This window comes from Paenibacillus sp. FSL F4-0097 (assembly GCF_038593125.1).
GTDB classification, from domain to species: domain Bacteria; phylum Bacillota; class Bacilli; order Paenibacillales; family Paenibacillaceae; genus Paenibacillus_AQ; species Paenibacillus_AQ odorifer.
Genome location: NZ_CP151965.1, coordinates 4,929,776 through 4,951,964, shown reverse-complemented (window position 1 = coordinate 4,951,964; position 22,189 = coordinate 4,929,776). Strand labels below are relative to the sequence as shown.

The window sequence follows — 22,189 nt, the reverse complement described above, 5'->3', positions numbered from 1 at the left end:
AAAGCCTATATTACTATACCCTTTTAGAGCGATATAAGTAAAATTAATGTTTATAATATCTAATATAAAAATGATTTATAGTTAAGGAGGATTACAATTGGCGCGTGTGTTATTTATTAATGGTGGATCAGAGGGACATATCAATCCCACGATTGGCGTTGTGGAAGAGCTTATTTCGCGTGGCGAAGAGGTAGTGTACTTTTGTATAGAAGCTTACAGAGAGCGTATGGAAATGACGGGGGCTACAGTACGAACATTTGACGATCAGAAATTTATACAAGCTTTTATCTCAGGTGGAAGAAATTATGTACTGGAAAGAATCAACGGCCTTTTACTTACGGCAGATATAGTTATTCCAAGCGTTCTTGAACAGATCAAAGGGGAGCATTTTGATTACATCATCCATGATTCTATGTTTGGTTGTGGACGTTTGCTAGCTCAAATTCTTAAGCTTCCGGCCATTAGCTCCTGTACTTCTTTTGCGCAGACAAAAGCAGCATTCGATGACATGTTAGAACGATTTTATACTACAGTCCCTGCAGAAGTAACTAATCCTATAAAGGATAAATTCCAAAGCTTGACGCAAATGGTGAAGGGCAAATATGATGTGGACATCCAATCCCCTTATGAAGTGTTTTGTAATCCTGCCCCACTTACTATCGTTTATACAACTAGGGAGTTTCAACCTGAGGGAGAAGCTTTTGACCCGTCTTATATCTTTGTAGGACCCTCCATCTCTTCACGATTAGCTCCAGAAAAATTCGATCTCATGGCAATTAAGGGGAAAAGTCTAATTTACATTTCACTTGGCACAGTTTTTAACCAAGCCATTGAATACTATAAACTTTGTTTTGAAGCATTGGGGAACACGGAGCACACTATTGTGATGTCAATTGGAGATAAAGTCCAAATCACTGATTTAGGGGAAATTCCGCAAAACTTTTTCGTGAAAAATTATGTTCCACAAACGGATATACTGCAATACACAAAGTTATTTATTACACATGGTGGAATGAACAGTATCAATGAAGGGCTTTATTACGGGGTTCCGCTAATTGTAATTCCACAAAGTGCGGATCAGCCAATAATTGCGAAGCAAGTCGTCCATGTCGGAGCAGGCATTAAGTTACAAATGCAAAGTTTAACTGCAAATCACCTACGAGAAGCCGTAGATCATGTATTAAGCGATTTATCTTATAAAAAAGCTGTCTCCAATATCAGTGAATCGTTTCGGAACTCGGGTGGGTATCGACGAGCTGTTGATGAGATTGTTCGGGGAGGGGGAGTCGTATGAACAAAATGGACCGGTTGTTAGCTATAGTGCTTGAACTGCAGCGTAACAAAATGTTGCGGGCGGAGGATTTGGCTGCTAGGTTTGAAACGAGCGTAAGAACGATCTATCGGGATATTCAGGCACTGAGTGAAGCGGGCGTATCCATTATAGGAGCGCCAGGGCAGGGTTACTCCTTAATCGAGGGGTATTTCCTGCCACCCGTTAGTTTCACGCTGGATGAAGCAGTGACATTGCTTATCGGAACTGATTTTATCGAGCAGCGGTTTGATGCACACTATGGTAATAAGGCTAGAAGTTCTAAAGCAAAGATAGAAGCTATCCTGCCGGAAGCTATCCGCAGTGAAGCATCACAGATTCGCAAAAGTTTTCGTTTATTTGCATCCGTAGAAGATATAGCACCCATACAAGAGAAGGCATGTTTGGAAGCCATTCGTGGAGCGATATTGGAGGGAAGGAAAATAAGATTTCGTTATTCCAAAAGAATCGCCGAAGCCGATGGGAACCGTCAAAGTATTCGTACGGTTGCTCCTTATGGACTTGTACTTCATCACGGGTCATGGGTACTCATCGCCTGGTGTGAATTACGTCAAGACATCCGTCATTTCCGGTTATCCCGAATGAGGGAGCTTATTAATCTGGAAGATGAATTTATACTGCCAGCAGATTTTCATCTGGAGGTATACCAACCTCCTGATGATCGCAACGTTCATGTGCTTATCTTAGTCCAAGCTGACATAGCCGATAAGGTAAGGGAATCAAATAATTTCTATATGGAAACTATTGAGGAGCATGCGGAGGGGTTACTTGTTACTTTTCGCGTTCGCGAGCCAGGGGAATTGCTGCAATGGGTGCTTGGCTGGGGAGGCGGTATGGTTGTGCTGGAGCCCGAATCTTTCCGTGATCAGGTTAGAAATGAAATAGAAATAATGTTAAAACGCTACTGACATAACGCTGTCAGTAGCGTTTTTGTATACTTGGACCATCAATGACTACAGGAGCTGATATATGATGATTACAACAAAAGAAGTCTTACAACGATTTGAAGAAACTGCGACATGCTATATTCAAGAATTGGAGCGATTCAATCTGGAGCAGCTGAAGCAAAAGCCGAGTGAAAACGAGTGGTCCATCGGACAGATGTTTCAGCATCTCATTAACTCGGCGCTGTATATGCAGCTTCGTAATATTGATCAATGCCTTGTGCTCGACCATGATCCCTTAGTAGCTCATGTGGGGAAAACTGAGGATGGTGCGGCTATATTTGCGCAAGGAAGCTTTCCGCCCATTCGTATTCAGGTTCCGCCTTCCGCCCAATATACGCCGGAGCAGCCGGAGAGCAAAGAACAATTAATTCAAGGGTTACGTACAGTCATCCAAAGAATGAGAGAGATCGAACCCTCTCTTGAGAAAGCGTCCAAACAAAATACCGTTTCTCACCCGCGATTCGGTGGACTATGCGCGGAGGAATGGTTCCTACTTATTGAAATGCACTATCGTCATCATCTTCTGCAGCTGGAGCGGTTAAACAAAAGAATTGTTGTTTAATTCCATATTTGCACCTAAAGAAGGGTTCATTCAGGTTGTGAAAGGATCATAAAATCAGGAACCGCATTCCAATAAAAAGTGTGAATGGTCTTAATTTCCTGAACCAAGCGTGGCCTGAACGTGATTCTTATATTCACTAGGATAAACACCAAAGTGTTTTTTGAATAACCGGGTGAAATAAAATTGATCGTGTATACCGATTTGCGTGGAAATTTCTTTAATGTATGGATTCCCTTTAAGTATTAAATCTGCGGCTTTTTCCATTTTCACAGTATTAATGTAGTGAATGATGCTTTGCCCCACTTCTTCTTTGAAGATTCTGGACAGATAGTTCTCACTTAAGTTGACATGCTTGGCAATCAGAGATAAGGTCAGCTTCTTCTGATAATGTGTGTTGATATAGTCAATCGCTTGTTTAACATCTCTATTGTGTGTAGTTACGATCTGTTGCTTTTGATGGGAGAATAATTGGAACACAAGCTCCATTATAGATAGAACGTCAGTGGTACGTTTACTGCTGGCGATATTTTCTATATAGTTCTTCAAAAGCTTTGGATCCTCGACAATGAGATGGGCATCGCATAAGGGAAGATAATGCAGACAATTTACAATGAACTTTTTGGTTTCAGCAGGATTAATTTGCTTGGATTTACAGATGTCAAGAAATTGCTGAGTTGCTTGAGTAACGGCTTCAACCCCTGAAAGCTTCCAGTTCTGAATTAATTGCGTTGAGAAATCATGTACATCCTCGAAGTCCAGCGTATCCTTTAAATGGACATCCTTTGGATCTATAATCGTTATTTCGTTGTAAAATTGAATTAGCAAGGATTCTTTACATCGTTCTAGGGTTCGTTTTGCTTCAGCATATCCCCGTACAGGATCAGAAAAAACAATGGTAGGGGTGATAGAAATATACATTTTGATTAACCGAATGACCCTCTGGATAAAGTCTGTGCGGATAATTTGATGATCGTCTAAGGTATCACAGGAGATTAGAAGCAGCAGCCCATTAGATTCAAGCTGAATAATTTCCAACTGATCTACGGTCTCCAAGATATCTAAGATGATGTTTTCAATAAAGGATACGGAGATGTGATTTTGTCTTTCGTTATGGGTGGCGTTATTCTGCTCAAAAGTAATGTAGAATAAATAACAGCTGCTTTCGCTGAAAGCAAACGTTATAGCCTCATGTTGATCAAGCTGCCGCACATCGTAATAAGGATCGGTGAAATAATCTTTTAGAAGCGCATTTTTCACACTTTTTAAATTGTGCTGCAATAACTGAGTTTGGGTCTCCTGCTGCTGCCTAGATTGAAGCTGCTCTTGAATTAGCTTCGTAGATTTCTCCAGCAAATGGATCAGATCCCCCGTTTTCATACTAATCTTCAGCATATAATCTACAGCACCAAGCACTAGGGCTTCACGAACTAACTCATACTCCCCGTGGTTGCTCGCCACCAGAATTTTTCCTGCAAACCCTCTGTTATTCAGTTCTTTTATCAGCTGCAGACCATCCATATTAGGCATTTTGAGATCTGTAATGATGATATGGGGATTAAACTTGTCTACAAGTGTTAAGGCTTCAACTCCGTCAGAGGCAGTAGCACAGATCATGTATCCAAGCTCTTCCCATGGAATCATGGTTCTGAGCGCAACTTTAACAATCGGTTCGTCATCCACTAGCATTACATTATACATAGGATACATAGTATCACCCCTTAAGTTCGTATGTTTGTATAGGGATAATCAGGCGGCAGCAGGTTCCATGACCCATAGAGCTTGTGATGAACAGCCCGTAACTCTCACCGTATTGAAGTTTAATGCGATCGGCCACATTTGAAATTCCGATACCCGACAGATTGTCAGCCTTTTCTGATTTGGTGGTGTCAAACCCTTTTCCGTTATCGATGATTTCAATAATAAGGGTATATTCATTTTTTGCGTATACCTTAATTTGGATTAGAACTTTTCCTCCTATATCTGTAACCCCATGAAGAATCGCGTTCTCTGCGATCGGCTGCAGGATGAGCTTGGGGATCATGCTCTGTAATAAAGACTCATCCAAGTCATATTCAATGTCAAACCTGTCGGCATAACGTATTTTTTGAATGGCAAAATAATGATCCAGATTGTTCAGCTCCTGCTTGATGGTGATTTGCTCATCTTGATCGATAATGGTACTACGCAGCAATTCAGCTAGTGAGGAGATGCCGTCGCTAAGGACGGGAACCTGGTTAATCATCGCCAGCCATCGTAAGGAGTTAAGTGTATTAAAAAGAAAGTGAGGATTAATTTGCGATTGCAGCATTTGCAATTCGAGCGAACGTCTTCTTTTCAGATCTTTCTTTTGATCCTTCATCAGCTGTTCCATTCTACTGACCATGCTGTTAATTCTATTGGCCAACACGCCCATTTCATCGTTGCTGTGATCTTCGATCCGACTCGATAGATCACCATAAAAAATTTGGTTGCAGAAGACGATGATTTGTTTGATTGGTTTCAGGATGCTTTTATACAATACGATAATAATTAGAATACACACGACTACAATGATGCTGACAACAATAAGTAGTCCAGTGGTGATTTTACTTGTCTCTGAATTGATATAAGAGAAGGGGACGGTAGAAATCATGTACCAGCCTAATTGATTATTGTTAATATAAGAGATTTGCTGCATTTTTCCATTGACCATGCCTTGGAAGGAATGGTTTTTCTTTGCCTCTTGTGTCTTGATTTGCTTAAAAAGCTCATCTTTATAATAGGGTTCTCCTAGCGGAGTATCCTTTTGATTCGAGGACATTACTTTTCCCTCCCTATTCATAATAAGGAGACTGGAACCTGTACCTAAATCCACACTGGAAAGAATGACTTTTGAAAATAACTCCCCACCAATAAAAACAAACACATGACCTAAGGGAACGCCAATGTCATCTTGATCAAAAATTTTCCGGCCCAGGACAATGGTATTGTAAGCGCGATAGCTTTTTACGTAGTTAAGACTGTCATAAGGGGCATTCAGCTCTACTTGTTTCATAATTTCTTCATACTTAGGATTGGGGATGCCGTCGTAGCCTAATTCATAGATAGGTTGGTTCTTGGCGTCGATGACCCGAACGTTCTGGACATATCCGGGGTAGATGGTTCTATATAAATTGTCCATGGCATGATTAATGGCAGCATTGCTAGGAGCGGGTTCATTTGGTGCTGCCGATAAACGCTCCTGAATAATACTATTGGTAGAAACAGAGCCTGCAAGATATTGATAGTTGTTAAGTTCACTTAACATCGTTCGATTAAGCAGCGTTAAAGCCTGAAATGTGGATTTACTTAATTTATTGTTAATGGATTTGGAGTAAATGGTGTAGGAGTAGAAACCTATAAAGATGATTGGGATCACAGAAACGATTAAGAAAATGACGGTTAAGCGATTTTGAATTTTAACCTTGCGCATGATTTGCGGAGGATTAGGAAAATGCAGCTTCCCTTTACGTCGACTCAGGTGGATGACCTCCCATTCACTATCTTTTACTTACAAGTTAACATAAAAAGAACAATGGAATATATATGCAGCGGCGAAAAGTGAGAATAATCTATGGAATGGATAATATTATCCATTCCGTTAACGGCTAAGTTTACAGGTTATGTGACCCTGATGAATAAGCTTATACGAGCTTGCATTGGAAGATGGATAAGATAATACATAGGTAGGTTTGTATTGTAAATGTAAATATAGCGTAAATCCTTTTATACTTAAATTATTAAAAAAGCGTTTACAAGAATATCTTAAGGAGGGCGTTTATGAAAAAGACTATGAGTACATTATTAGCAGTAATGCTGCTAGGTGTGGGGTTGCTCGGCTGCGGGAACAGCAATAATAAACCTGCTGCCTCTAATGAATCGGATTCAACGAAAGCTGCGAGCACAGCGCAAGCTACAAGTACAACGAACGCCGAGAATACTAAAGAAGAACCTGCTAAAGATTTTGATAACAAGGAACTTAGTATTGCTGTATTCCAAGGGGGATATGGTGCGGATTATTGGAATGAAATTGTCAGCAAATTCGAAAGTACTTATCCAGGTGTGAAAGTGAACATGACGATTAATCCAAAAGTTGGTGAAGTAATCCGGCCGCAGATTGTTGCGGGTAATCCTCCCGACTTCCTGTCTGTTACAGATACAGAGCAAAGTGGCATCGTGCTTTCATTAATTAAAGAAAAAGGACTGCTAGATATCAGCGATGTATTTGAAAGCAAAGCGCTTGATAAAGAGGAGACAATTAAGGACATGATTCTTCCGGGGATGCTGGACAGTACAAGATTTCAGCCCTATCAAGATGGAAAGACGTATCTCGCACCTTTTAATGCTGGACCGATGGGCTTGATTTACAATAAAACACTGTTCGCAGAAAAAGGCTGGAGTGTTCCTGAGACTTGGGAGGAGTTCTTTGCTTTAGGTGATGAGCTGAACAAAGAGGAGAACTACCTGGTTAATGCAGATGGAACTAAAACGAAGCGGGCTTTATTCACTTATCAAGGCATCTATCCGGATTATTTGGAGGAAATTCTCTACCCGGCCATTGCCAGTGCGGGGGGAAAAGAAACGCTGGATAAAGTCTTTGCTTATGAGGAAGGTTCATTTAAGAACGACACGATCAAAAAAGTACTGGATATCTTCTATAAAATCTCTAAAGACGGTTATCTGATGGACGGCACGGTTGCCTTGAACCATACACAGTCGCAGACCGATATGATGATGGGTAAAGCTTTGTTTATCGTAAACGGCAACTGGATGGAAAATGAAATGAAGGATTCACCTAGAGAAAATGGGTTTGAATTTGGGATGACAACTGTACCTGTGTTCAATAAAGGCGATCAGAAGTATGTGCTTTCCAGCTACGAGCAATTCTCCATCCCTGCTAAGGCCAAAAATCCTGAGCTCGCTAAGGAATTCTTGAAGTTCCTGTATACCGATGAGTCTGTGAAACTATTCGCGGAAAAAGCTAATGGGGCGTATGCGCTTAACGATGCGAAGGAGCTGTCTAAGCCATTTTTGACTAAAGGTGTCTATGACATGTTTGAGGCTTATAATGGTTCCATTTCTATTCTACAGGGCTGGCAATCATTACCGAAGGGTTCCAAGGTTAGTGTAGTCACTGAAATGTTCAAGAATACGGTCACACCAGTGATGACAGGCCAGATGACCACGGATCAATGGATGGATAATGTGGAAAAAGCTTTTGCACAGATTCGTAAAGAGAAAGCAGCTAGTAAATAATCTATAGTATCTCATGCAAATGCATCCTGTTAGAAATGGATAAGGTTATCTATGAACGGGATGCATTTTGTATGAAGAGGAGTGAGAAAGATGTCTGAAATGCAGCTGGCAGAAGTAGCTCCTAGACAGAGAAAATCAAAGATTAGGACAGCGAAAACCAGAAATCCTAAGCTATTCATAGCGGTATGCACGATTCCTACGCTCTTGTTAACCCTCGTATTTATGATTATTCCAACCTTTCGGGCATTTTTTATGTCTTTTACGGATGCCACCGGGATGAGTGATGAGAACAAGTTTATCTTTTTGGATAACTATAAATATATGTTTCAAGATGAGATGTTCCTCAAAGCTCTGAGCAATACATTTAAACTGATGCTGGTTGTGCCAGTAATTACATTGATTTTTGGGCTGGTGCTTGCTTTTCTATTAACGCAGACGAAGCTGAAGGAAAGAGGATTTTACCGAACCGTATTCTTTTTCCCAAGTATCATCTCTTTGACGGTAGTCGGAATTATCTGGTCCTTTGTGTTTCATCCCAACATGGGCATTTTGAATAATATTCTGGAGAGCATCGGATTAGATCAACTGAGCAGACCTTGGCTTGGAGATAGCCGAACAGCATTGTGGTGTGTAGCCGTTACACTGATCTGGCAAGCGGTTGGTTATTATATGGTCATGTATATCGCTGCGATTGACGGGATTTCTGCGGATGTGTTTGAATCGGCGACTATTGATGGTGCGGGATATTTCCGGAAGCTTACCAGCATTACGATCCCTCTGCTAAAAGATATTATTGGCATTACGTTTGTGTTGTCCCTGGCAGGTACGATCAATTTAAGTTTTATAGTTGTAACTGTAATGACTGGCGGTGGTCCGGCAGGTGGAACTACTGTTTTACTCCACTACATGTACACGCAAGCTTTCCAAAATGCGAACTTTGGTTATGCCATGGCTATTGCTATTTTTACGCTGGTGTTCGCCTTTGTGCTTTCTTTTCTGTCCAGACTACTTACAAATCGAGCAGAAGGGTAGGGGAGAAGGATGACGAGCAATCAACAGAGTCTTATAAAAATGAATATTGCCAACTGGATCACGCGGCTGTTTCTGATTGTAGCCACCATTGTTTTGTTATATCCGTTTGTATGGAATCTCTTAGCTTCATTTAAAAGCAATACGGAATTTCTAACCGACCCCTTCTCCTTACCACAAGCCTTACACTTTGATAACTATGTACGTGCTTTTCAGAAATCCAAGATGGGGAGTTATTTCCTGAACTCTATCTTTCTTGTGGTGTTATCCACGGCGATTCTAGTTATTTTTGTGGTTCCTATGGCTTATGTCTTAACGAGATTTAAGTTTTGGGGCTCCAAACTAATCCTTAACCTTTATATGGCCTGTATCTTTCTGCAAGCCTCCTACATTATGGTTCCTTTATTTCTGCAGGTGAATTCATTCGGGATGTTGGACAATCGCGGGATGCTCAGTTTAATCTATGCTGTTCTGCAGTTTCCCTTTGCCATCTTTGTATTAAGTGGATTTCTGCGGTCCGTCCCTAGAGATTATGAAGAAGCCGCTAAGATTGACGGTTGTGGCAACACAGGAGTGCTCGTCAGAATTGTTGCGCCGCTTGCTAAACCGGGGATTGTGACGGTCTGTATGCTGGCAGCGATGGGCTTTTGGAATGAGTATCCGCTGGCATTGGTCTTAATTCAAAGTGATAGCAAAAAAACATTGCCAGTAGGTTTAGCCAATCTTTTTGAGGTTCAACGTTATGCTACAGATTGGAGTGCACTATTTGCCGCGCTGATCCTAGTGCTGATTCCAACAATTCTTTTATATGTGATAGGACAAAAGCAATTGCTCCAAGGAATAAGCGCAGGCGGAATTAAGGGCTGAACAACAAAGACATGGAGGGAAGTTACGTGGACAAAGGAAGATTTACACTGCCTGGTGAAACAGGGATGGAAGAGGTCATAGGTGATCTCGTCGAAAGATGGGGTGTAGATGCCGTACGTGACAGTGATGGCACGAATCTATCGCAGGACATTCTCGACATGGGTCTGCAAATTTATTCAACGCTTTGTCTCGTCCGTGAGGACAACGAGTGGGCGAAGCAGCATCCGCAATATAGACAGCAGATTTATCTGATGTCTGCTCCAGTAATAGTAACTTCAAGGGTGAAGACCATCGATATTATGGCTGATTATTTTGTCGATCAATTTAGTCCTAACACAGATGTGGATATAAAAAAATATTGGCAGGTTGTAAACCGGACTACAGGAGAAGTATTACCTTCTGAATGTTGGAGTTACGCAGAGGGAATTGTCACATTTGAGCAGGCGGTACAATTTCACAAGTATACGGTCAGTTTCTTGGCCTACCAGAAATGGGAGCCGGTCTCCATGTACAACCACATCACGAATGATTGGGATGAGGAGCATCGTTTACCGTTGGATGTTCGTTATCCCGAGGCTCAAGAGCATGTTTTGAAGGTGCTGGAGGATTGGCTGAAGAAACATCCCAAGACAGATATCGTACGTTTTACGACCTTCTTTTATAATTTTGATTTGATTTTTAACAAGGAAGGTAAGGAGAAACAAGTGAATTGGTTTGGCTATCTCAGTTGTGTAAGTCCACTTGCGTTAGAGCAATTCGAACAAGCTTATGGGTACCGATTGACTGCAGAAGATTTTGTGGATCAGGGGCGATATAACACACCATTTAAGAACCCGACCCAAAGATATCTGGACTGGATGGACTTCAATCAGAAATTCATCGCAGGTTATGCGAAACAATGTGTAGATATGGTGCATGATTTCGGGAAGAAAGCGATTATGTTTTTTGGAGATCACTGGGCGGGCACAGAGCCTTATGGCAAATATTTTCCGGAGATCGGGCTCGACGCAGTGGTTGGGGCAGCAGGAGATGGCGTTACAACCCGTATGATTGCGGATATACCTATTAAGGATACCGAGGCACGTTTCTATCCTTATTTCTTTCCAGATGTCTTTTTTGAAGGGGGAGACCCTGTCGGAGAGTCCATGCCGATCTGGATCAAATGCCGGCGTGCGCTCATGCGCAAACCAGTTGGCAGGATGGGGTATGGCGGATATTTGAGTCTAGCGCATCAATTCCCGGATTTTATTGATCATGTGACAGAGATTGCGACGCAGTTCAAAGGGATTCATGCTAATGCAGAAGGGACACAGCCCTTTAAAGCTCCTTTTAAAGTAGCGGTTCTGAATACCTGGGGTTCCCTTCGAAGCTGGCAGACACATCAAGTGGCTCATTCTTTATGGAATCAAAGATGTTATTCCTACATAGGGGCATTAGAGTCATTGGCGGGCTTGCCGTTCGACATTGAGTTTATAAGCTTTGATGACATCAGGTTAAGTGGGATTAATCCTAGTATCGGTGTGATTATTAACGCGGGTGATGTCCATACCTCTTGGAGCGGTGGAGATCAATGGAGCGATCCGCAAGTTGTGGCAACACTTCGTGAGTGGGTGGATCAAGGGGGCGGTTTTATTGGGATTGGTGATCCATCAGCTTATGAACATCAAGGGGTTCTTTTTCAACTAGCGGATATTCTAGGGGTTCAGAAGGAGATTGGATTTACAGCAAGCATCAATAAGCCCAAGGTAACGCCTGTGCAGGATCATTTCATAACGGAAGATCTGGAAGGTGAGATCGATTATGGTGAAGGGATGACCATGGTTTATCAAGCGGAGGCCGGAGCAGAAATATTGGATGTGCACCAAGGCAGCTGCAATCTTGCCGTGAATTCATTTGGTCAGGGTCGGGGCGTTTATATCGCTGGACTTCCGTACAGTATTCAGAATACCAGACTACTCAGCCGAGCGATCTTTTGGGCTGCACATCAAGAGGAGCAGTTGTATTCATGGTTCTCAGTGAATCCGAATGTTGAATGTCATGCGTATCCTGAGACGGGTCGATATTGTGCCGTAAATAACACTTCCGAGATCCAAAAGACGACGATCCTGATGGACAATGCCGTGATCCAAGAAATAGAGTTGGGTGGGATGGAAAGTGTGTGGTTTCAATTTGAGATCACACATTAGGAGTCAGCCGTAACTACGGCGAATAATTAGACTTCCGGCCGCTGTTATCTCCAACTTTCCTGAATTGTACCGCTTCGATGGAGTGATTGGGGAATTTCTCCCTGAAATTCCGGGATTTTTGGTCATCAGACTAATAATCAGGGAAAATCTCCCTAAAGTTTAGCTGATTTGATAGCAATTATAGAAATTCCTCTTATTATTAGGGAGGAATTCCCTGATTTCGTTCATTTAGAGCGAATATTGATTATTTTCAGGGAGTTTTTCCCTAATTAGTTTTAGAGCCGTCCCCGCATACTGCATTAACGCAGAAAACACGAACGTTCGCCGCCCCGCATATTGCACATCTCACCGTACAATGTATATTGTTTATCGGCCCCCACAGGTATCATACAAAGCAGATGATCCATCCCCCTCAATGTTTTTGGCAGGTTTTTCTCACTTGGATTGAGATATTCTGGGGTTTCCGTATCTAGAGTATCCGGGACAACTTGCGATAAGCCCGCGGAGAAATCCCCTCATTCGCGGTAAATACCCTGCTGAAATAATGGATATCAGGATAACCAACGTTATCACCGACCTGTTCAATCGGCCAATCCGTTTCGCGCAGCAGCTTGCGTGCTTCCCGATGCCGGATGGAACGGAGATATTCACCAGGAGGCATGCCAGCCACCTCACGAAATAGCTTGGAGAAATGGTCTTCATGCATATTCATGGCACCAGCCATGAATTTATTACTCCAGCGGTCTGCTAGCTTTGAATCCATCTCGTCGATTAAAGCTCTGATCCGCCCGGTATGAACGGAAGATTTGGCTGCATTTCGGGAGCTTTGTGTTCGGAGCAGCGAGGTTAGAATGCCGAGCAGTAACCCCCGACAGACCCATTCATAACCGGCAGGCCGCATCGTAAATTCATGCACGAGCTGTTCCATCGCATGAATACATTCGGGTGGCGGGGTATAAATGGGCTCCTGTGACAATGGCATAAAAGGAGCGGTCACAGCTTCCAAGGCAAACTTCTCGGCCATAACCTCCTCCTCATTGACCAGCATGTCTTCATCGCTTGTAATAATCGATTCCCCAAAAAAATCAAAATGGATCCCAATGAGTTTGGTTTCCGAATCTGACACAATCGCATTCTGATGATATACCCCGGAAGAAAGGAATATCAGTTGTCCTGAATTCAGGATATATTCCTCCGTATCCATTTTTGTTGATAATTTCCCCTGGCGAACGTATAGCAGCTCGAAATCATACAATCTTCTTCTTGGAAAGAGGCAAGGTGAGAGGGTTTGGAATTGTGCGTAGTGAATGCCAGGTGACCACTCCCGGGAAGGGACCTGTTTTCTCAGGGGATAACGGGGTTCTTTTTCAGCCACGAATAAACCTCCCATACAGTATAAAATGATTTACTAAATAGACCGGAATCGTGCAAAAAATCTCTTGTTCACCTAAATAAATCTAACTTACAATCTATTATAATATAAATAAATCAAGGATATAAGGGTATTTAGGGCAGGATCTTAAAAGACGGAAAATAACAAATTTGAGGAGGATTCAGATGAAAAAGGGAATAAACATTTGGTCGTTTCGCGAAGGTACTGAGATCGAAGAATGTGCACGTCTGGCTAAAGCGGCGGGGTTCGATGGAATTGAATTGTCTTTGAATGAATCGGGTGAACTTGGCCTGCAAACCACTGAGAAAGAAGCTATTAAGATCAGAAATTCCATTCAGGAGATGGGGTTAGAAATTGCAGGACTGGCGACAGGACTATATTGGTCATATGCCATGACAAGTGAATCCGCGGCGAACCGGACGAAGGCTATCGATGTATGTAAAAAACAATTGGAGCTGGCAGCAACACTTGGCGTAGATACGATTCTTGTCATTCCTGGTGCGGTTGGTGTGGATTTTATTGAGGGCTGTGAAGTAGTCGATTATGAAAAAGCTTATGATCGAGCCTTGAAGGCGATCAGTGATCTAGCTCAGGATGCAAAAATGGCGGGTGTTTCTATTGGGATTGAAAATGTGTGGAATAAATTCCTGCTGTCTCCGCTCGAATTACGTTCTTTTATAGATGCTGTAGGCTCCAATTATGTAGGTTCCTATCTGGATGTAGGGAATATCGTTCATTCTGGTTATCCAGAGCAGTGGATACGGATTCTAGGCCATAGAATCAAGAAGGTGCATTTCAAAGATTACCGCCGGGCAGCGGGAGGACTTCATGGATTTGTTGATCTACTTGCTGGGGATGTGGATTATCCTGCTGTTATGGAAGCACTGCAAGAGATCGGCTACAGCAATTATGTTACTGGAGAAATGATACCGCCATACACGCATTATTCGGAGCAAATCATTTTTAATACTTCTGCAGCGATGGATGCTATTTTAGGACGCACTAGTTACTAAGTTTAATAGAGGTGAAGGCTGTGCTCAGAGTGGGGCTGGTGGGCTTTGGATTTATGGGCCGAATGAACTTTGATCAGTATGTTCAATTACAGGAAGACGGCCATCCGATTTCTCTGGTTGCCATTTGTGACCCCCAGATTGAAGTCCTTAAACATACTAAATCCGCGGGAAATATGGACACGGCCCACGAGGTATATGATTTATCCCCTTACAACCTTTATGAGAATTTGGAGCATATGCTCGAAAAAGAAGAACTAGATGCTATTAGCCTTGCAGTACCTACGTACTTGCATGCTGAAATGGCTTGTTCGCTGCTGGAACGAGGGTATCATGTGTTCTGTGAAAAGCCGATGGCGAGACATTCCGCAGAAGCTTGGAAGATGGTAGCGGCGGCGCAAAGCAGCGGAAAAAAATTGCTGATTGGCCATTGTCTTCGCTTCTGGCCGGGATATGAATATTTGAAGGGGATCATAGCTAGCGGTGAGTTCGGTGAAGTGACAGAGGCTTATTTTTACCGGGGTTCCGGTGCTCCTAAAGGGTGGCTGGTCAATGATGAGCTAAGTGGTGGCTGTATGCTGGATATGCATGTACACGATACGGACATCATCCATCACTTATTCGGAAAACCGGATAAAGTATCAACGCTTGGGCGGAAGGTTTTACCGGGAAGTGGCTATGATATCGTCTCCACTCATTATTTTTATCAGGATGGAAAAGTGGTCAATGCCCAAGCGGACTGGACACTGGAAGGCGACTTTGGTTTTTACATGGGCTATCGGATTAATTTTGAACGGGGGAATGTAGTCTTCGATGGCGCGGAAGTTAAGGTGAATCCTAATTGTCAACCGGGGTTCATTGCGAAGCTTTCTTCGCATACCGGATATTACAGAGAGTTGGTATATTTCTTAAAAGTCATTCAGAACGATGAGCCAGTGACCCTATGTATGCCTGAAAGTGCGGCTCAGTCCATAGAAATCATTGAGGCTGAAATCCAATCGGCTGATCAGGAAGGTACCTGGATACGGATACTTTAAGTGCCATATTTTTAGTAAAGGAGACTTCACGATGTTGAAAATAGGTTTGATCGGTTTTGGATTTATGGGCCGGATGCATTTTGATAATTATGTGCGCTTAACGGAAGAGGGGCAGCCCATTGCCCTTAAAGCCATCTGTGATTTGCGAATTGAGGAATTAAAGGATGGAAAAGCAGCCGGGAATATGAGCACTGCCCAGGAAGTCTATGATTTGTCAGCTTACAATCTATACGATGATCTTGAGGAAATGATAGCCAGTGAGGAACTGGATATGATCGACATTGCGGTTCCTACTTATCTGCATGCGGAAATGACTTGTTCGCTGCTGGAACGTGGATATCATGTATTTTGTGAGAAACCGATGGCCAGAACTTCCGCACAAGCGCTGAAAATGGTGGAGACGGCAGTCCGCTATGGGAAAAAACTGATGATCGGACATTGTCTCCGTTTTTGGCCGGGGTATGAGTATTTAAAAGAAGTGATAGAGAGCGGGCAGTTCGGTCAGGTCACGGAAGGGTATTTTTACAGGGGATCTGGTGCTCCTAAGGATTGGTTTCTGGATGAGACACTAAGCGGTGGAGGCATTATGGATATGCATATTCACGATACGGATATGATTAACTATCTGTTCGGCAGACCGGATAAAGTATCATCCTTAGGACGTAATGTCCTTCCGGGAAGCGGATATGATATCGCATCGACTCACTATTTTTATAAGGATGCAAAAGTAATTAATGCTCAGGTGGATTGGACGCTGGAAGGTGATTTTGGGTTTTACATGGGGTATCGGGTTAATTTTGAACGAGGAAATATAGTGTTTGACGGCAGCGAGGTCAAGGTCAATCCGAATGACAGGGCAGGCTATATAGCGGAACTTTCGCCGGATGTTGGCTACTATAGAGAGCTTGTATATTTTCTGAATGTCATTATCCAGGATAAGCCTATCATTATTTGTACGCCAGAGAGTACAGCGGAGTCTCTAAGAATCGTGGAAGCAGAAATGAAGTCAGCGGATGCTGAAGGCGAATGGATCGTGCTAGATTAGTTGTGTGCAGAGTGAGTAAGGACGTGAGCTGGAAGAGGATCATTCACAATGACCTTTTTCCAGTTCACGTCCTTTTGTCATCGCTGAAATTTGGTATTGTCTCTTGCATAATGGGATACTGATCCGTCATATCTTCTCAGCCGTACTTGTTCATCAGAGAACAGTTCAACAATTCCTGAAGCAACCTCTGAATACATTCCATCAGGATCAAGCTGTAGCGCAGAAATATAGGTTTGGGATAAGGCAGCTATAAAAAAATCAATGTTTTTCACTAGTGTTTGTGGCATGTTATTCCCTCCGGTGACATCTTGTACATGATGATATATTAAACCATAGGAGTTATTTTACCATGATTTATCGTTGAGTTTTAGGAAGAATTCTTTGGTAAAAGTCGAAAATATGAGAAATTTGGTTGAAATTGTATTTAAGATCATCTTTAATGAAACAAAGAGGGGAATTTTACCACTCTAAATAAATTAAGGGGATTACATAATGAAAGACTATGAAGTGCTGGAAATTAACAAAAAGAGTTTTTTTAAAACGACTATCTATTTTATGATCATTCCTACACTGCTATTGTTTATAGTAGGTTTAGGGATGGTGGTGATCGGGCTTATCATTAAAGAGACGTTTATGGTTGTTATGGGTATCCCTTATTTGATTATGCCGGTTATTTTGATACTCATTTATGGATTGGTGGGTATGCTGGTAGCGCTGGTATATAACAAGCTGGCGAAGAGATTCGGAGGTCTAGAATTGAAAATAGTGGAGAAAAACCCTCCGGTTGAAGCAAACTATTTACCATAACCCGAAGTTATTAAAGGGCAGGTATTGCGATGATTTCGCTACCTGTCCTTTTTTATCTTTTTAATTTGAAAAGAAACCGGGGAATGGATATGATTTGGATAATGAAAGGATGATTGCCAGATGACGGAACAGACACAAAGAGCCAAGGAGCTGTACATTCAGTTTTTGGGTCATTTTTTAAATATGCATAAAGCAGGAGTGCTTAAGGAGTACAAGAGTTTTGAAATTCCAAGAGAAGTGGAGCTGGAATGGCTGCAGGAATGGGCCACGGAGCACGTCAAGCAGTTGTCGATACGGGACTGGGATGCGATTACGATACTGGAATCCATCTCGCGGAATTATCAGGATAGCTGGATTGTGGAAAAAGTGGCTTCTTTTGCTTCGCGGAATATTATGAGCGCCGATAGTTTGGTTAGACTGATTTATGCGGAAAAAATGCTTGAAATCATTCGTTCTCATAATCAAGTGATCACAAAAGAACTGTTATTTCAAGGATGTAAGGTTGCTGTTCAAATCCTCGAGGATGTAATCTCACAGCCGCTGGTCATTGATCCTGGACACGAACTTAAAGAACATAACCTTAAAGATAAACGTGCGTTAAACAGTCGAGCCCAACAAGGGATTGAAGAGGTAAAGGTACTAATTAATTCTTAGCTGCCAAAGTTGACATACTGGTGTCAAATTGGGTGTGCTACGATTTCCTGACAGAATCACGTTTGCTGATCTAAAGATGAAAATGAGGGATTATCGAATGGCTGAACCTTTAAAAGCAATGTACAATGAACAATTTCTGCGTGAGTTCGGCGAAAAGATTCGTGGCGTACATAGTGTCTTCGATACTGAGGCATTTGTAAGCTCAGCCATGACTGAACCGTGGGATACGCTTGAGCTGAAGGCAAGAATGCGGCGGATCACCGAGACGTTGGGCAGCCACTTACAGCTTCCTTATGAGGAAGCGCTGGCTATCCTATTCGCCATTGCTGAGGAATGTGTAGGATTTCCGTATTTAATTTTTCCGGATTTCGTTGAGGTATATGGCCAAGGAGACGAACATTGGGCGTTGTCTATGCAGGCGCTGGAAAGATTCACAGCGAAATCATCGGCTGAATTTGCAGTTAGGCCGTTTCTTTTGCGGGAACCAGAGCGGATGATGGCTCAAATGCAGATATGGGCGAAGCACCCTGATGAGCATGTACGTAGGCTGGCTAGTGAAGGCTGTCGGCCTCGTCTGCCTTGGGGACAGGCGCTCCCCATGTTCAAGCTTGACCCGGCTCCGGTATTACCTGTACTTGAGCAGCTTAAGGCGGATACATCCCTGTATGTACGTAAAAGTGTCGCTAATAATTTGAATGATATTGCGAAGGATCATCCGGAAGTGGTGCTCGATACCGCTCGGCGCTGGAAGGGAACACATCCCGATACAGACTGGATTGTGCGGCACGGCTGCCGTTCTTTGATTCGTAAAGCTGAGCCAGAGATTATGGCTTTATTCGGATACGCAGAGCAGACAGACGAAGCTACTCCACTTATAACGAGTGCTTCAATTCTATTGGAACCTTCTATCCTGACCATTGGCGAAAGCTCTGAATTACAGTATAAGCTTCAAGTTCGTGAGGGAGCTCCGGCACGGATTCGGATTGAATACGGAATCTATTTCGTGAAAGCGGCAGGTCGAACCTCTCGTAAATCTTTTTTGTTATCGGATAAGACCGTACCTGGAGGTAGAATTCTGTCAGGTAAACGGACACATCGTTGGGCTGATTTAACAACTCGGCGTCATTATCCAGGAGAGCACCGGATTGTGCTGCTGGTAAATGGGCGAGAAGTGGCGGAAGTGACGTTAGAACTTAAAGGGAGTGCTAATATATGAAAAAAGAAGTTTTGATGTTTCTATCCAATGGCTACGCTGATTGGGAAAGCGGATATATTAGTGCCGAACTAAATAAGCCGGAGAGTGAATTTAAAGTAAGCACAGTTGCTTTAACTAGCGACAATGTCAAATCTATGGGTGGATTTACTGTTGTACCTGACTATACTTAGACAGTTTACCTGTTCAGTATGAAATGTTAATTTTAATTGGTGGCACAGGCTGGAAAGATAATTCAGCTATTACTCCAGTGATTGAAAAATGTTTGCAGGAGAGTGTACCTATTGCCGCTATATGTGACGCTACAACTTTTTTGGCTGAACATGGCTATTTAGACAACATACCGCATACCGGAAATTCATTGGATTATTTAAAACAAAACGCTCCTAATTATAAAGGAGATGCAAATTATATAGAAAAACAGGCAGTTTCGAGTGAACATATCATTACTGCTAATGGTACGGCTGCTTTAGAATTTGCAAGGGAAGTTATGAAGAAGTTAGAGGGTTTCCCAATCGAAACCGTCGAGGGATGGTACAATTTTTTCAAAGATGGTTTTTATCAAGAATAAAAATGTATATAAAAAAGGTGGTCTCAAGTCTTAACGACTTCAGATCACCTTTTTGGGGTTGAAGCTTATTTTTTCACTTCTGTAACACCAGTTACTTTTCCTTGATCGGATGAATTAAAGGTGGATTTATATTGATCGTTTGCGAAGTAGACATTGCCTTCAACGGTTGCGTTCACCAGGGTAAAACCATCCGCTTCTACGTATACATCTCCAATAAAAGTGCCGCCTTGAATACGGGCGTTTTTACTCTTGATGGTCAATTTTGGAGCAGTCAGTTTGAAGGAGTTGGTGATGTTGTGATCCGCATCTTGTGTGTATAGAGCAATTCTTCTGGCGGGTTCCTCTTTATTCATGAATTCTCCATCCACGACGAGATCTTCGGTGAAGGTTAAGTCTTTAAGTGTGGCAGCAATCCAGGTTCCCTCTGGACTGATGGCGCGTTTGAAGGCTTCTTCATTATCTACTACGGAAGCTGAGGTTACAGCATCTGTGGTGTTATTTTGATTATTAGCGGTGCCTGCATTATTAGTGGTACCCGCGTTATTTGTGTTCTCAGGAGTGCTTGTTGCAGTAGCATTATTAGCATTATCTGTTGCATTTCCACATCCGACCATTAACACAAAAGCAAATACCGCAGCAACACTTGCTATCTTTCTCATCTGTATAACCTCCCTAAGTAATTGTACTGATATCCTTCGAGCTTACTATAGAGTGATTAGTTAGTAATTTACCAATCAATCTACAAATGGTAATATAGGCCTGGACATCTCTGGCGTATAGTATGACCTGAAAAATGTGATTTATCCGATGAATTCACGAGCAATATGGATTACAATAAGTACAGGCAGTAGAAAAGGAGCATTATCCATGGCCAAGCAGAAATATTATGTAGTCTGGGAAGGTAAACAACCGGGAGTCTATAGCACTTGGGCAGAATGCCAGGCACAGACAGATCATTATACCGGTGCAAAATATAAATCCTATGAATCCAAAGCAGCAGCTGATGCGGCATATAAAGCGGGCTGGAAGGGGAATTGGGGAACAGGGGCAGCTGGTGCAGCTGGTGCAGCAAAGTCTAAGGGGACAAGTTCTTTTAAACGCAGTGCTACAGTAGAGAACTCTGAGGAGATTGATTACAACAGTATTTCAGTAGATGTGGGGACTCGTGGTAATCCGGGGCCTGTTGAATATAAGGGTGTAGATACACAAACGGGAGATATCATTTTCTCCTGTGGTCCGATCAAAAAGGGCACTAATAATTTAGGTGAATTTTTAGCGATTGTCCATGCCTTGGCGTTGTTGAAGAAAGAGGGAAGCGATAAAACGGTTTACAGTGATTCTGTAAATGCAATGAAGTGGGTGAAGCAGAAGAAGGTGGCAACAACCTTGCCGCGCGATTCTTCAACAGAGGAAATTTGGGTGCTTATTGATCGGGCAGAGCGTTGGTTGCAAACCAATACATATGACAATAAGGTGCTCAAGTGGCACACAAAAGAGTGGGGCGAGATCAAAGCGGATTATGGTCGGAAATAAAAAACTATATCGCTATGGTTTCGGTTAAAGGAGGAGTTTGGGGATGTTTGGCAACGATTGGGATGAGGTATTGCAGGATGAAATGCAAAAGCCTTATTTTTTAAAATTAATGGATGTACTAACAGAAGAATATAAGGAACATACCGTTTATCCGCCAAAAGAATTATTGTTCACAGCATTAAAACTAACGCCTTATAAGGAGACTCGTGTAGTTATTTTAGGTCAAGATCCTTATCATGGTCCCGGACAAGCTCACGGACTAAGCTTCTCTGTCAATCCGGGGGTACGTATCCCTCCGTCACTGCGCAATATTTATGCAGAGCTGAAGGAGGACGTCGGTGTGCCTGTTCCGAACCACGGCTCTTTATTGCACTTAGCAGAGCAGGGAGTGTTGTTGCTGAACACCGTACTGACGGTACGTGAGGGTGAGGCGGGTTCACATAAAGGTCTGGGCTGGGAGACATTCACAGACACCATAATGCAAAAGCTGAATGAAAGAACTACGCCCATGGTATTTATATTATGGGGGAGTCATGCGCAGAAAAAAGGTGCTTTCATCGACCAAAGCCGGCATAAGGTGCTGCAATCACCTCATCCAAGCCCTCTCTCGTCGCATCGTGGATTCTTTGGCAGTCGTCCGTTCTCGAAGGCCAATCAATTTCTAGAGTCGCAGGGTATGGAAGGAATAGATTGGTTCATTCCGGACTTATAATTTATGGAGTGATGCGAAG

Annotated in this window: 22 protein-coding genes; 17 read left to right on the top strand and 5 right to left on the bottom strand. The window is 42.6% G+C overall.

Features of this window, described 5'->3' with window-relative positions:
- The first annotated feature begins 97 nt into the window (after nt 1-97).
- The 3 genes from MHH86_RS22295 (at nt 98) to MHH86_RS22285 (ending at nt 2,839) form a co-directional block, all read left to right on the top strand.
- Nucleotides 98-1,294: a macrolide family glycosyltransferase gene (locus MHH86_RS22295; RefSeq protein WP_076141635.1), complete on the top strand. Its 1,197-nt coding sequence runs from the start codon at nt 98-100 to the stop codon at nt 1,292-1,294.
- Nucleotides 1,291-2,238: a YafY family protein gene (locus MHH86_RS22290; RefSeq protein WP_076104346.1), complete on the top strand. Its 948-nt coding sequence runs from the start codon at nt 1,291-1,293 to the stop codon at nt 2,236-2,238. The genes MHH86_RS22295 and MHH86_RS22290 overlap by 4 nt, the downstream gene beginning before the upstream one ends.
- 67 nt (nt 2,239-2,305) lie before the next feature.
- Nucleotides 2,306-2,839 (top strand): DinB family protein, encoded by a 534-nt coding sequence (locus MHH86_RS22285; protein WP_076141648.1) that lies wholly within the window; start codon nt 2,306-2,308, stop codon nt 2,837-2,839.
- Between the two features lie 90 nt (nt 2,840-2,929).
- Here MHH86_RS22285 and MHH86_RS22280 read toward each other — a convergent pair whose 3' ends face one another.
- Nucleotides 2,930-4,546 carry a response regulator gene (locus MHH86_RS22280; RefSeq protein ID WP_342479429.1) on the bottom strand — a complete coding sequence of 539 codons (1,617 nt, stop codon included), beginning with the start codon at nt 4,544-4,546 and terminating at the stop codon, nt 2,930-2,932.
- A gap of 4 nt (nt 4,547-4,550) precedes the next feature.
- Nucleotides 4,551-6,290, bottom strand: coding sequence for a sensor histidine kinase (locus MHH86_RS22275; RefSeq protein WP_036683043.1), 1,740 nt, complete (start codon nt 6,288-6,290; stop codon nt 4,551-4,553).
- Nucleotides 6,291-6,637: 347 nt separating this feature from the next.
- On the opposite strand from MHH86_RS22275, the gene MHH86_RS22270 reads away from it, so the two are divergent.
- The 4 genes from MHH86_RS22270 to gnpA all read left to right on the top strand — a co-directional run bounded on the left by MHH86_RS22270 (nt 6,638) and on the right by gnpA (nt 12,195).
- Nucleotides 6,638-8,113 (top strand): carbohydrate ABC transporter substrate-binding protein, encoded by a 1,476-nt coding sequence (locus MHH86_RS22270; RefSeq protein ID WP_341031265.1) that lies wholly within the window; start codon nt 6,638-6,640, stop codon nt 8,111-8,113.
- Between the two features lie 90 nt (nt 8,114-8,203).
- A complete protein-coding gene (locus tag MHH86_RS22265; RefSeq protein ID WP_235219487.1) occupies nt 8,204-9,145 on the top strand; it encodes a sugar ABC transporter permease in 942 nt (313 codons plus the stop codon).
- 39 nt (nt 9,146-9,184) lie between these two features.
- Nucleotides 9,185-10,009 carry a carbohydrate ABC transporter permease gene (locus MHH86_RS22260; protein WP_342479428.1) on the top strand — a complete coding sequence of 275 codons (825 nt, stop codon included), beginning with the start codon at nt 9,185-9,187 and terminating at the stop codon, nt 10,007-10,009.
- 26 nt (nt 10,010-10,035) lie between these two features.
- The gene (gene gnpA / locus MHH86_RS22255) at nt 10,036-12,195 is read left to right on the top strand and encodes a 1,3-beta-galactosyl-N-acetylhexosamine phosphorylase (RefSeq protein ID WP_342479427.1); all 2,160 of its coding nucleotides are present in this window, start codon (nt 10,036-10,038) and stop codon (nt 12,193-12,195) included.
- Nucleotides 12,196-12,664: 469 nt separating this feature from the next.
- Here the strand turns inward: gnpA and MHH86_RS22250 are convergent, their stop codons facing one another.
- Nucleotides 12,665-13,570: an AraC family transcriptional regulator gene (locus tag MHH86_RS22250; RefSeq protein WP_076098612.1), complete on the bottom strand. Its 906-nt coding sequence runs from the start codon at nt 13,568-13,570 to the stop codon at nt 12,665-12,667.
- A gap of 182 nt (nt 13,571-13,752) precedes the next feature.
- On the opposite strand from MHH86_RS22250, the gene MHH86_RS22245 reads away from it, so the two are divergent.
- From MHH86_RS22245 to MHH86_RS22235, 3 genes are read left to right on the top strand one after another with little or no spacing between them, the layout of a single operon-like run.
- Complete coding sequence (locus tag MHH86_RS22245) at nt 13,753-14,601, top strand: sugar phosphate isomerase/epimerase family protein (RefSeq protein ID WP_076104352.1); 849 nt, start codon at nt 13,753-13,755, stop codon at nt 14,599-14,601.
- Between the two features lie 11 nt (nt 14,602-14,612).
- Nucleotides 14,613-15,635, top strand: coding sequence for a Gfo/Idh/MocA family oxidoreductase (locus tag MHH86_RS22240; protein WP_342479426.1), 1,023 nt, complete (start codon nt 14,613-14,615; stop codon nt 15,633-15,635).
- A 31-nt stretch (nt 15,636-15,666) separates the two neighbouring features.
- Nucleotides 15,667-16,680 (top strand): Gfo/Idh/MocA family oxidoreductase, encoded by a 1,014-nt coding sequence (locus tag MHH86_RS22235; protein ID WP_036683026.1) that lies wholly within the window; start codon nt 15,667-15,669, stop codon nt 16,678-16,680.
- 77 nt (nt 16,681-16,757) lie between these two features.
- On the opposite strand, the gene MHH86_RS22230 is transcribed toward MHH86_RS22235, so the two are convergent.
- Entirely contained in the window at nt 16,758-16,967 is a 210-nt protein-coding gene (locus MHH86_RS22230) for a hypothetical protein (protein WP_036683023.1), read from the bottom strand.
- 205 nt (nt 16,968-17,172) lie between these two features.
- Between MHH86_RS22230 and MHH86_RS22225 the strand changes: the two genes are divergently transcribed.
- The 5 genes from MHH86_RS22225 to MHH86_RS22205 all read left to right on the top strand — a co-directional run bounded on the left by MHH86_RS22225 (nt 17,173) and on the right by MHH86_RS22205 (nt 19,925).
- A complete protein-coding gene (locus MHH86_RS22225) occupies nt 17,173-17,487 on the top strand; it encodes a hypothetical protein (protein ID WP_036683022.1) in 315 nt (104 codons plus the stop codon).
- Between the two features lie 120 nt (nt 17,488-17,607).
- Nucleotides 17,608-18,141, top strand: coding sequence for a hypothetical protein (locus tag MHH86_RS22220; protein ID WP_036683019.1), 534 nt, complete (start codon nt 17,608-17,610; stop codon nt 18,139-18,141).
- A gap of 97 nt (nt 18,142-18,238) precedes the next feature.
- Nucleotides 18,239-19,357 carry a hypothetical protein gene (locus MHH86_RS22215; protein ID WP_036683017.1) on the top strand — a complete coding sequence of 373 codons (1,119 nt, stop codon included), beginning with the start codon at nt 18,239-18,241 and terminating at the stop codon, nt 19,355-19,357.
- Nucleotides 19,354-19,527: a DJ-1/PfpI family protein gene (locus MHH86_RS22210; RefSeq protein WP_235219486.1), complete on the top strand. Its 174-nt coding sequence runs from the start codon at nt 19,354-19,356 to the stop codon at nt 19,525-19,527. The genes MHH86_RS22215 and MHH86_RS22210 overlap by 4 nt, the downstream gene beginning before the upstream one ends.
- A 23-nt stretch (nt 19,528-19,550) precedes the next feature.
- Complete coding sequence (locus MHH86_RS22205) at nt 19,551-19,925, top strand: DJ-1/PfpI family protein (protein ID WP_235219485.1); 375 nt, start codon at nt 19,551-19,553, stop codon at nt 19,923-19,925.
- Nucleotides 19,926-19,990: 65 nt separating this feature from the next.
- Here the strand turns inward: MHH86_RS22205 and MHH86_RS22200 are convergent, their stop codons facing one another.
- Nucleotides 19,991-20,584 carry a hypothetical protein gene (locus MHH86_RS22200; RefSeq protein WP_342479425.1) on the bottom strand — a complete coding sequence of 198 codons (594 nt, stop codon included), beginning with the start codon at nt 20,582-20,584 and terminating at the stop codon, nt 19,991-19,993.
- A gap of 208 nt (nt 20,585-20,792) precedes the next feature.
- On the opposite strand from MHH86_RS22200, the gene MHH86_RS22195 reads away from it, so the two are divergent.
- Nucleotides 20,793-21,458, top strand: coding sequence for a ribonuclease H family protein (locus tag MHH86_RS22195; protein ID WP_036683011.1), 666 nt, complete (start codon nt 20,793-20,795; stop codon nt 21,456-21,458).
- 43 nt (nt 21,459-21,501) lie between these two features.
- Nucleotides 21,502-22,170 carry a uracil-DNA glycosylase gene (gene ung, locus MHH86_RS22190; RefSeq protein WP_036683009.1) on the top strand — a complete coding sequence of 223 codons (669 nt, stop codon included), beginning with the start codon at nt 21,502-21,504 and terminating at the stop codon, nt 22,168-22,170.
- Nucleotides 22,171-22,189: the final 19 nt, after the last annotated feature.